Below are 11,201 nucleotides of genomic sequence, written 5' to 3' on the forward strand. Positions count from 1 at the left end.
ATTCCATAATAGCTACTAGAGGAAGCGTAAATCTGAGCATGTAGTGATAAGGACTGAGCGAATTTTGCTCAGTTTTTCTTAGTAACTTCTTTAATCGCTGTAGTTCTAATCTTATTAGGCTATTTTTTATCCGACATATAACTGGCAGTAAAACCCCACCTGTGAATTTTTACTTTTTGTAATTACTAATAAAAATAAAGGAAATTATACAAGGTTGTCGAATTAATATTATAAGGACATTAAATGACTAGATCAGACAGAGAACAATAGGTTTTAGTTGAAATATATAAGGGTATTTTTATTTATAGCCATTTTTTGCTATACTTTACAAGTAGAGATCAGTAGAAATAGGTTTATTAGTAAATCTATTCTCTGGATATATACACATATTGAAAATATTACAATACATAGTGATAGTAGAAGGAGTGGACATAGTGGAAGTTCTCGGATATATAGCAGCGTTTATAGCAGCAATAGCTTTTGTTGTCTTAGTTGTTTATGTAATTATTACGTTAAAAGCAGCCAGGGAAACGTTAAGTCATGTGGCTGGTACATTAGAAGGTTTAGATAAGCAAATGAAGGGTATAACCGAAGAAACAACCCAATTATTAAATAAAACGAACAAGCTCGCAGATGACCTTAATCAAAAATCGGCAAAAATGAATGGATTATTTGATGGTGCAAAAGGTATTGGGGAAACTGTTAAAGATTTCAATCAGTCTTTAAGACAACTTTCTAACAGTATTTCTCGAACTGCTAGTAAAAATCCTGAAAAAGCCTCTCAGGCCATTAAATGGGGAACAGTTCTTATGGATTTATGGAAGAAAAAAAATAAATAAATATAGGAGGAAAATTACATGGCAGATAACAATATGAATAGTAAGGACTTTTTATTGGGTACTTTTATCGGAGGAATTGTTGGAGCAGTTACAGCTTTACTATTGGCTCCAAAATCTGGTAAAGAATTACGAGGTGATATTAATCAGGGTGCTCATCAAGTAAAGGACCGCGCATATGTTTGGAAAGACGTTGCGCAAGAAAAAAGTTCAGATTGGAAAGATAAAGCCTATACAACTGGTTCAGAGCTAAAGAAAAAAGCGATGGATTCAACAGCTCAAATTACGAAGAATGCATCACAGAAAACAAAGGAAATTACCAAGAGTGTACAGGCTAAATTACAAGAAAAAAGAAGTAAAGAAGATAAGGCACTAGAAGCAGCAGAAGAAGTTGCAGAGGCAATAGAAGACGCTGCAGAAGAATTAGAAAAACAGAAGTAACGAATAAAAAGGTATGTCTTATGAGAACAGAGCTGTCTTTAAGGGCAGCCCTTTTTATTTATAAAAAAATGCAATGTATAAGGACTCGTCTTTCTTCAAAACATAAGAAAAAAGGCGGTATTTACATGCTTCTATTAATCGTATTAGGTGCAGTGCTTGTAGTTATTGCATTATTTTTTACAATTAAAGTCGGCAAAGATATTGAGGAAAGAAATAGTGAGTATGATACTGAATTTAAAGCAACAAGAAAACATCCGGTATTACTTAACCCGGCTTTCTTAGCCTATATTATTGGATTTGGTTTTCTCATTATTTTCATCGCTTATTTAGCTATGTCTTAGTCTGTTCTTTTATCAGGAATATCTATTAGCAAAATAAGGCTTAGTAATGAAAAGAACATAAATAAAAAGGACACCATTTTATTCTGCGTGGAGTCCTTTTTATTAGTATAGGAAATTATAAAAATTAGCTCGATAAATATGGGCGTGTTGAGTCTGTCCAGCCCCAGCGCCCAGAAACGATGCGACTTCACGATCGCTCTAATCTAAGTCATCATCGGCTCGCAAACTCATCGTGATTCCTTACTCGCTAAAGTCGCTACGTTTCTATTCGGAGGCTTGCGCTTTTGTTCTAACTAAGCCGTGTATTATTCCCAAATGATTTGTAAATGATCACCATGCTTAATCGTTGAATGAAAGCTAGATGGTGCATTATTTTGATATATAGAGAATTTGCCGTTGGCGTTCGTGAGGTCTAAATCTACATAACGAAAAATGTCCTGATAGATAAATGGCTGCTGCTCTTGTTCGTAAACTTTTAATCGATCATGCTTTTTTAATGGTGTATCCTCATCAAGTATGCTATCCCCTTTTTTAATTACATATAGAGGTTGAACAAGTTCTACTGACTCATTATTAAACGAAACCATAATCCTATGTGTTAATGGTTTATTTAACTGGTTCAGTACATCTTTTACAGTTGGCTGTTCAGCTAGTAATAGCTGTAATCGATCTCCTTGCTTAAGACGATGATCCATTGTAGCAGGCTTGCCGTTAAGAGCTATTTGTGGTTCGCCCTTTGTAATGTGGATTGGTTCTTCATTTACATAGACGATAAATGGTTCATCTTTTCCTACTTTATCAGAAGATACTTGATTTAAAACAGCTTCTAAGCTGTTCGGTTGTCTCCATGTAAGATTATCTCGATCTTGTATACTATATTCTTTCGTTACTGGTACGTTATTCACCTCAAACTGAGGATATATGTGATATTTTGCTCCGTTATAATAAATCATTAAAGGTGGTATATCTCCAAGAAGTTCCTGAATTGTTACTTGAGCATGCTTTCCATCACGGCCTTTTTCAATTGTTATGATATCACCATTATGAATCTTACTATTCACAGAAGCATTGGTATCGTTTAATTGGATACTCGGTGGTTCACCAATTTCACCAGGTAACGTAACTTCTTTGTTATTTATAGTTATAATCGAGGCTATACCTGGCTTTCCATACCATTTTTGAATATCTATACTGGATTGAATAAGACAATCTCCCACTGTTAATTCTTTCATTTCAAATAATCTTATCGTATTACCGTTAACTGTAACACTGACATAGTGGACAGGATTTTGTTTGGCCGCAATTCCTATACCAATTGGAGTGACAAAATCAGGTCCTGTAGGTAATTTATTGGTTTTTTCTAATTGGTTAATTGCATCAATTCCCCGTACAGCTACTCGATTTATCGGTAGATTTAATTTACTAGCTATTGAATTGGTTATTCCTGGTGTTAGACTTCCTCCACCAACAAGCATTACGGCCTTTGGCGAGTGTGAATTTAAATTGATAATTTCATTCGATATTTGCGTGGCCAAGTTATCAATTGCATCCGTAATATCGTTTTCTATCATGTTGGGTGTAATTGTCGCTTCAAATCCTAGAATGTCCTCTACAATAGCTTCACCATTATCGACAATCATACGTTTTGCTTTTTCTGCAGATGGAAAATCTAATAAGTATTGATCGCTTATTGCTTCCGTAATTTCATCACCCGCAATTGGAACCATTCCATATGCAACTACTGTCCCTTTATCCGTTATAGCTATATCACTAGTACCAGCTCCAATATCAACTAGCACAACATTTAATCTTCTCATAGACTCTGGAATAAGCACATGTATAGCTGCAATAGGTTCTAAGGTAAGAGCTTCCATTTCTAAGTTAGCTCTTCCTAAGGCTGCTAATAATGATTCAACAACAACTTTAGGTAAAAACGTAGCGATAATTTCGACAGAAGCTTCTGTACCTCGCTGATCAATTAGTGAACCAATTTGCTGCTGATCTATACGATAATGCAACACGGAATAGCCAACGCAATAATAAGAGGATAAATCAGCATCTTGCTGTAGTTTTTGCAAGTTCAATTGTGCCATTTGGACAGCGCTTAATTCTAGGTGTTTAATTGTTTCTTCGCTAGTGATCGGTGTATCCTGTAATGATTTAGAAGCAGTTGCTTGTGTAGTCATTAATGCTCTTCCAGCAGCAGCAACACACACCTTGCTAAGCGAGCCGTGAGATGACTCCAATTTATTTTTTACTTCTATAATTGTTTCAGAAACAGCCACAACATTATGTATTTGTCCATCTCTCATCGACCGTTCTTTATGTTCCATCATATAATAATCCAACATATGATAGGTTTGGTCACGCTTTTCTAGTATGATTCCAGTTACAGAGCGTGTCCCAATATCCAGTGCAAAAATCCGATCCTTCATAAGCAATAATCCTTTCAAACAGATAATATGAATCAATTATAAACTTTTTATCGACAAAGAAAAAATTTTTAGCTATAATTGTCACTAATTATTAAAAACAAGAGGCATAGGGGGAACATAATATGAGTGAGTTAGATCAGGTTAGAGATCAACTGGATCATGTGAACCAGGAGATTTTAAAGTTAATAAATGAACGTGCTACACTTGTTCAACAAATCGGGGAAATAAAAGCAAAACAGAGTATTAAGCGATTTGACCCTGTGCGAGAAAGAGATATGTTAGATAAAATTACTTCAATTAATGATGGTCCGTTCGAGAACGCAACCATTGAGCATATCTTTAAGGAAATTTTCAAAGCTAGCTTGGAACTACAAGAGGATGATCACCGTAAAGCATTACTTGTATCTAGAAAAAAGAAGCCGGAAAATACGGTCATAGATATCAATGGTGCTTCAATTGGAGACGGTTCTATTCATTTTGTAATGGGACCATGTGCCGTTGAGGGATATGAACAAGTTGCTCGTGTAGCCAAAGCTGTAAAAGAGAATGGAGTAAGGCTACTGCGTGGGGGAGCATTTAAACCAAGAACGTCTCCATATGATTTCCAAGGTCTTGGTGTTGAAGGCTTACAATTACTCAAAAGAGCAGCAGATGAGTATGGGTTAGCTGTTGTTAGCGAAATTGTAAACCCCGCACATATTGAGCAGGCAATGGATTATGTTGATGTAATTCAAATTGGTGCTAGAAACATGCAGAATTTTGAATTGTTAAAGGCAGCCGGTGACGTGGATAAGCCCGTACTTTTAAAACGTGGTCTTTCAGCCACCATTTCTGAATTTATCAACGCAGCAGAATACATCATTTCACGAGGCAACGGAAATATCATTTTATGTGAACGAGGAATTCGGACGTATGAAAAAGCGACACGTAACACGTTAGATATCTCTGCAGTTCCAGTATTAAAACAGGAAACGCATTTGCCGGTTATGGTTGATGTCACACATTCCACTGGTAGAAGAGATCTGCTATTACCTACAGCGAAAGCAGCGATTGCAATTGGCGCTGATGGTGTTATGGCAGAAGTTCATCCGGATCCTGCTGTTGCCCTTTCAGATTCAGCACAACAGATGGATATTCCAACATTTAATCGTTTTATGGAAGAAGTTAAGGATATGTCTAATCGGATGAAATAAAGTTTTGTTTCATTTTAATGTTCTGAAATAGAGAGGTTGATGGTCCATTGTGATGCATCAGCCTTTTTTGCTTTGAAAAATGTTTCATAGTAGAGTATGATATAGAAAATAGAGAACGATATCTATATATTAGGAGGTAAAAAGAAAATGAACATTACAATATATGATGTAGCAAGAGAAGCAAATGTATCCATGGCTACAGTTTCTCGTGTCGTAAACGGGAATCCCAATGTAAAACCAACAACTCGTAAAAAGGTATTAGCAACAATTGAAAGATTAGGATATCGTCCCAATGCAGTGGCTAGAGGGCTAGCAAGTAAGAAAACAACAACTGTCGGTGCGATTATACCTGATATATCCAGCATTTTCTTCGCAGAATTAGCCCGAGGTATTGAAGACATTGCAACAATGTATAAATACAATATGATTTTAAGTAATTCGGATCAAAATAAAGACAAAGAGTTACAATTAATAAATACCATGCTAGAAAAGCAAGTAGATGGGATTATTTTTATGGGTGGAAATATTACGGAGGAACATGTTCAACAGTTTAAGAGTTCATCTGTACCAGTAGTGTTAGCTGCTACATATGATGATAACCATGAAATTCCTTCTGTAAATATAGACTATGAAGAAGCTGCATATGAGGCAACTAAATTCCTAATAGAGCAAGGTAACGATATACCTGCGTTTGTTTCTGGACTAGAAGATACGCATATCAATCAGTTGAAATATAAAGGCTACGCCCGAGCATTAAATGAAGCTTCGCATTCCGTAAATGAATCACTGGTTATTAAAGGAGATTATTCGTATAGCTCAGGAATTGAAGCGGTGCACCAGTTGTTAGAGCAAGATCAAAAACCAACCGCTATTTTTGTGGCTTCGGATGAAATGGCTTTAGGCGTTATCCATGGCGCGCAAGATAAAGGCTATCGTGTTCCAGAAGATATAGAAGTGTTTGGATTTGACAATACTCGTTTGGCGACAATGGTAAGACCAACGTTATCAACGATTGTTCAGCCAATGTATGATATTGGTGCTGTGGCAATGAGACTCTTAACAAAATATATGAATAAAGAAGAAGTACAAGATAAAAAAGTCGTTTTACCGCACCGGATTGAAAAAAGAAGCTCAACAAAATAATAAAAGATGCCGATATACTAAATAGAGATGAAAGATGCATGTTCAAATGTTGGAATTGGATGGATTAGACACGTGGACTAAGCTTTATCAGGGGTTAAAACGCGATGCCACTTCCAATTTTGAACATCCTCAATCAACAGCTATCTGAGGAGAGAGAATATGAGAAAACGTGATATATTAACTCCTATCGGCATTACATTAGGTTTTATTATGATTATGCTGGCCATTGTTTCCAAAAGCGGTACAAGTGGGGCATCTATTTTTATGGATATTTCCTCCATTTTTATCGTTATCGGAGGACTAGTTGCCTCCATGTTGATTAATTTTAAAATGGAACAAATTAAATTAACAAGAAAGGTCTTAAGTGAAGCATTTCATAAGAATGACCAACGCTTACCTGAATTGATTGGATTATTTGTTCGTTTATCAGAAAGAGCTAGAAGAGAAGGAATATTGGCACTGGAAAACGAACTAGAGGAAGTAGAAGATCCTTTTATTAAGAAGGGTATTCTCTTAGCTGTAGATGGTATTGAGCCGGAAGTAATTAAAGATATAATGGACGCTGAGATTACTGCCGTAGAAGATCGTCATTATAGAGGCAGATCCTTAATAGAAAAGGCAGGAGAATACGCACCAGCTTGGGGAATGATAGGAACACTTGTTGGACTGGTGCTCATGCTCAATAATTTACAAGATCCTTCAACATTAGGGCCGAGTATGGCAGTGGCGTTGTTAACAACGCTGTATGGTACAGTTCTTTCAAATTTGGTTTTCATACCCATGGCAAGTAAGCTCGAGAGTAAAACGGAAGAAGAAGTATTTCTCAAACAGATCATTATTGAAGGTGTAATCGGTGTTCAATCCGGACAGAACCCAAGAATACTGGAAGAAAAATTAAGTGCCTTCCTATCCAACGAATCAAAAGCAAAACAAGAAAGTGACGATTCTGCTAAATTCGTGGAGGAGAGTATTCATGAAGCGTAGGCAAATAAGACGATCAAATAAGAATGGTGCGCCAAAGTGGATGGTTACTTATTCGGATATGGTTACGCTTATTTTAGTATTTTTTATTCTTTTGTTTTCCATGTCGCAAATTGATTTAGTGAAATTTGAGGCAATTTCAGATTCATTTCGTAATCGAATGATTTTCGATTTTTATCCTTCACCTGTTCCTATGGACAATCCAACGGAAAATACAAGTAATGAAGAAAGTGGAGAACAGTCTAATGAATTTGACACACCTACGCAGATGCCGAACACAAACGATCGAGATAAACAAACGGATAAAAATGAACAATCATTAGATGATTTAATGAAGGAAGTAGAAGCTTACTTAGATAAAAATGACTTGAATAAAGTAATTTCTGCTAATAGAACAAAGCAGGGGGTTGAGCTTGTACTACAGGAGAGTATATTGTTTGACTCTGGTGAGGCGGTTATCCTAAATTCTGGGAAACCATTTTTAAACAAAATAGGTTCGTTACTCAAAAATCTACCGAATCATGTACATGTTGAGGGACATACAGATAGTCGACCAATTTCTAACTATCGTTATCCTTCGAATTGGGAGCTTTCAGGAGCAAGAGCAAGCAGTGTCATTCGTTATTTATTGCAGCAAAATGACTTTGATAGATCCCGATTTTCATCAGTAGGTTATGCGGATACACAGCCTATAGCGCCTAATACTTCAGCAGTTAATTGGAGTAAAAATAGGCGTGTAGAAATAGTGATTTTGGAAAGAAATCAAAGCCCAGTTGAAGGAGATAACCAATAATGGTTATCTCCTTTATTAATAGTCTAGGAAATTATAAAATTAGCCCATGTGGATAAACAATAGGCGCTTGTTGGGCAGCTTCCAGCTCCAGCGCCCGGAAACTAGGGGAGTTCACAAATCGCCCTAATCTAAGTCATTATTGGCTCGCAAGCACACCGTGAGTCCTTTATCTCCGTTGAATCGTCGCTACGTTTCTATTCGGGAGCTTACGCTTTTGTTCCTACATTTCGATTTTTTTCGTATATTTTAATAACTGCAGTAATGTATTGTTATTTTTCTCTGATATTTCCTGTTTTCTAGGTATATGCGGTACGATATTGGCTGAATCTGACCAGTAATCTGGCAGAGGTGTTTTCGAATATTTCTGCCATTTGTTTTTCCATTTCTCTGGGAGTGCCCCTGTTGCTAGTTGATTATGTTTCATGATATTCCATATTTGTCCCCACGCACGTGGAACTACTCGCCAAATATCATAGCCACCACCACCAAGCGCAATCCATTTCCCATTACAATATTGATGGGCTAACTCATGAGCTAGCGCTGGTATCTTTTCATATATCGACATGGTCGCGCAAAGATGTGTCAGAGGATCATAACAATGGGCGTCCGCTCCATTTTGAGTTACAATAACATCTGGTTTAAAAAAGGCCGTAATTTCTCTTAATGCAGAAGTATAAACGTGTAAAAACGAGTCGTCTTCCGTAAAAGCATCAATAGGTAAATTGAATGCATATCCATGTCCGCTTTTAATTCCACGTTCATTTACATTTCCAGTACCAGGGAATAGATAGCGACCAGTTTCATGAATAGAAAAGGTGCATACATTTGGATCATCATAAAAACCCCATTGGACGCCATCACCATGATGTGCATCTGTGTCAACATATAAAACACGTAAGTTATATTTTTCCCGAATATAACGGATCGCTACTGCACCATCATTGTATATGCAAAATCCAGCAGCTTTCCTTTTAAAACCATGGTGTAACCCGCCACCAAGATTAAGCGCATGAGACGCTTGACCAGTTAATACTGCATCCACTGCTGAAAGGGTACCGCCGACCAAACTGGCAGATGCATCATGCATATTTTGAAAAATAGGTGTATCCTCAGTATCTAATCCAAATTCTACTGCATCTTCATCTGCTAACAACCCTGTACTAGCTTGCTTAACAGCTTCAACATAAGCATGGTCATGAAATAGCATTAGTTCTTCGTCTGTTGCTTGCCTTGGTGATAATAAATCCTTACTAGAAAGCAGTTCTTTGCTCTCCAATAACTCCTTGGTTAACAAGATCCGTTTTTGATTAAATGGGTGATCTTCATTAAAGTGATAATTTAAAAAGGAATCAGAAAAGATGAATTTAGCATGACATGTCATCGATTTTCCCCCGCAATATTATTTGGCCATAACAGTTCATAGCCTGCATTACGGAGATCTTGTATAACAGGAAGTGGATTCATTGTTTGAATACGGAATACTAATATCTTGTAGTTTGGATTATCTTTAAATGGGTAGACAAGTACTGAAATGATATTGGTTTTTCGTTTACCAAAGATGGAAGTGACTTCGGGAAGAATTCCCGGACGATGTGGAACTTTAACTTCTATGTGTGAACTTTGTACATGTGTCCCCGTTAATTGAATCATTGTATATAGCATGTCTTTTTCAGTGATGATACCAACCAGCTTATTGTTTTTGCGAACAACAGGAAGACAAGCAATTTCTTGTTCATAGAAAATCTTTGCTATTTCTTCTACAAAGTCCAATGGATGAATGGTTATAACTGGCTGATTCATAATCGTTTGAATTTCATGATCTAATTCACAGGCTTCGGATTCTTTTTCAAAAATAGATGGACTAGCATCTCGCACATCACGATCCGATACAATACCTATAACTTCTTTAGTTGAATCTACAATTGGTATATGCCTTATTTTATGTTTGTGTAGTAGGTGTAAGGCTTCTTTTATTGTAGCAGTTGGTGGTAATGCGATTACTTCCGTCTTCATGATTTCTTCCACCAGCATGTTAAAGACCCTCCCGCATATTTCGATAGTGATGTCGCTGTAGAAAACGTAACGTGTCAAATTTTTTAATAGATTCCTCTGAAACATTTTTTCCTATTCGTACCATTAAACAGTTAGCAGGGTGCGAAATAATTTCTGGATCATCTGTAGGTGCAGGTAGAAGTCCACCAGCAGCCATCATTTTCTCCATGACCTTACGATAATCCCAGATACTTAATTTTGTACCATCTAAGTCCCAGTGCCAGTAATACTCTGTGGAAATAATGATATAATTCTCCATATACGTATCCATCATTGAAACTTCTAACAAGCCTGAAGCAATTTTCGCACCACGAAAGTCTGGTATTACTTCAATAGCTCCTAGTTCGATCAAATCATCCATTGCAAATTTAGACCACCTTTCTAAAGGGTCGGGATGTAGATAGGTTACGTAGCCAATGATTGTATCTTTTGTTCTTGCAACAATAATTCTCCCCTCAGGAAAGGAAGCGATTTGCATGATTGCTTCGAATTGTTTCGTCGCAGGTCGAAATGCAGTTAAATCATGATGGAATTTATACTCCTTCAGTTCTGCAGCTGTCAGTGGTCCTTCAATGATTATCGTTTCATCACTTGTCTCTCGTGTTTGTAGATAATGTTTTTTCGTATGCTTCATTCAGTCACCACCTGTCATGTATTACGCTTACATTTATTATACAGCAATATCCACAGATTTTTTAGTAACATCTGTGAACGATTCATAAAAGATACGATCTCAGAATTAGAAGCTTAGGTCTAACAATCAAAACCATCCGTGTGAACTCGTAGCTTGCTTTACGACTGAAAGCCTCAGTTATCAGATTAAAGCCCCGGTGAAAGGACTTTCTGCCTGTATTCTAAAAGAATCTTTTATTTTTTTATAAGTTTAGTGAATTTCATAATTATGAGCCTTTGTGGATCAATGGGTTTAAGACATAAAAAATGGAGTACCTCCCCAAGTCTAGTATAATGGTAAGTGACCAAACTAA

General features: G+C 36.7%; 11 protein-coding genes. 7 read left to right on the forward strand and 4 right to left on the reverse strand.

Annotation, left to right across the window (positions count from 1 at the left end; genetic code table 11):
- Positions 1-434 precede the first annotated feature (434 nt).
- The 3 genes from ABDZ84_RS15995 to ABDZ84_RS16005 all read left to right on the forward strand — a co-directional run bounded on the left by ABDZ84_RS15995 (position 435) and on the right by ABDZ84_RS16005 (position 1,618).
- Positions 435-839 (forward strand): DUF948 domain-containing protein, encoded by a 405-nt coding sequence (locus ABDZ84_RS15995; RefSeq protein ID WP_026681472.1) that lies wholly within the window; start codon positions 435-437, stop codon positions 837-839.
- A gap of 18 nt (positions 840-857) precedes the next feature.
- Positions 858-1,277, forward strand: a complete 420-nt coding sequence (locus ABDZ84_RS16000) for a YtxH domain-containing protein (protein WP_026681471.1) — start codon at positions 858-860, stop codon at positions 1,275-1,277.
- A gap of 125 nt (positions 1,278-1,402) precedes the next feature.
- A complete protein-coding gene (locus ABDZ84_RS16005; RefSeq protein ID WP_034679115.1) occupies positions 1,403-1,618 on the forward strand; it encodes a hypothetical protein in 216 nt (71 codons plus the stop codon).
- Between the two features lie 305 nt (positions 1,619-1,923).
- Here ABDZ84_RS16005 and pilM read toward each other — a convergent pair whose 3' ends face one another.
- Positions 1,924-4,053, reverse strand: coding sequence for a pilus assembly protein PilM (gene pilM / locus ABDZ84_RS16010; RefSeq protein WP_343782212.1), 2,130 nt, complete (start codon positions 4,051-4,053; stop codon positions 1,924-1,926).
- A gap of 122 nt (positions 4,054-4,175) precedes the next feature.
- Between pilM and ABDZ84_RS16015 the strand changes: the two genes are divergently transcribed.
- From ABDZ84_RS16015 to motS, 4 genes are all read left to right on the forward strand, one after another.
- Positions 4,176-5,246, forward strand: coding sequence for a bifunctional 3-deoxy-7-phosphoheptulonate synthase/chorismate mutase (locus ABDZ84_RS16015; RefSeq protein WP_026681469.1), 1,071 nt, complete (start codon positions 4,176-4,178; stop codon positions 5,244-5,246).
- A gap of 147 nt (positions 5,247-5,393) precedes the next feature.
- Positions 5,394-6,389 carry a catabolite control protein A gene (ccpA, locus tag ABDZ84_RS16020; RefSeq protein WP_026681468.1) on the forward strand — a complete coding sequence of 332 codons (996 nt, stop codon included), beginning with the start codon at positions 5,394-5,396 and terminating at the stop codon, positions 6,387-6,389.
- Between the two features lie 159 nt (positions 6,390-6,548).
- Positions 6,549-7,373 carry a flagellar motor protein MotP gene (gene motP / locus ABDZ84_RS16025; RefSeq protein WP_026681467.1) on the forward strand — a complete coding sequence of 275 codons (825 nt, stop codon included), beginning with the start codon at positions 6,549-6,551 and terminating at the stop codon, positions 7,371-7,373.
- A complete protein-coding gene (motS, locus tag ABDZ84_RS16030) occupies positions 7,363-8,163 on the forward strand; it encodes a flagellar motor protein MotS (RefSeq protein ID WP_026681466.1) in 801 nt (266 codons plus the stop codon). The genes motP and motS overlap by 11 nt, the downstream gene beginning before the upstream one ends.
- Positions 8,164-8,383: 220 nt before the next feature.
- Here motS and ABDZ84_RS16035 read toward each other — a convergent pair whose 3' ends face one another.
- Genes ABDZ84_RS16035 through ABDZ84_RS16045 form a run of 3 tightly spaced genes read right to left on the reverse strand, consistent with a single transcriptional unit; the run spans position 8,384 to position 10,849 of the window.
- Positions 8,384-9,544 (reverse strand): acetoin utilization protein AcuC, encoded by a 1,161-nt coding sequence (locus tag ABDZ84_RS16035; RefSeq protein WP_026681465.1) that lies wholly within the window; start codon positions 9,542-9,544, stop codon positions 8,384-8,386.
- Complete coding sequence (locus ABDZ84_RS16040; protein WP_343782216.1) at positions 9,541-10,194, reverse strand: acetoin utilization AcuB family protein; 654 nt, start codon at positions 10,192-10,194, stop codon at positions 9,541-9,543. The genes ABDZ84_RS16035 and ABDZ84_RS16040 overlap by 4 nt, the downstream gene beginning before the upstream one ends.
- Before the next feature lies 1 nt (position 10,195).
- Positions 10,196-10,849 (reverse strand): GNAT family N-acetyltransferase, encoded by a 654-nt coding sequence (locus ABDZ84_RS16045; RefSeq protein ID WP_026681463.1) that lies wholly within the window; start codon positions 10,847-10,849, stop codon positions 10,196-10,198.
- Positions 10,850-11,201: the final 352 nt, after the last annotated feature.

The organism is Virgibacillus salarius (assembly GCF_039521925.1).
In the GTDB taxonomy this organism is placed as follows: Bacteria; Bacillota; Bacilli; order Bacillales; family Amphibacillaceae; genus Virgibacillus; species Virgibacillus salarius.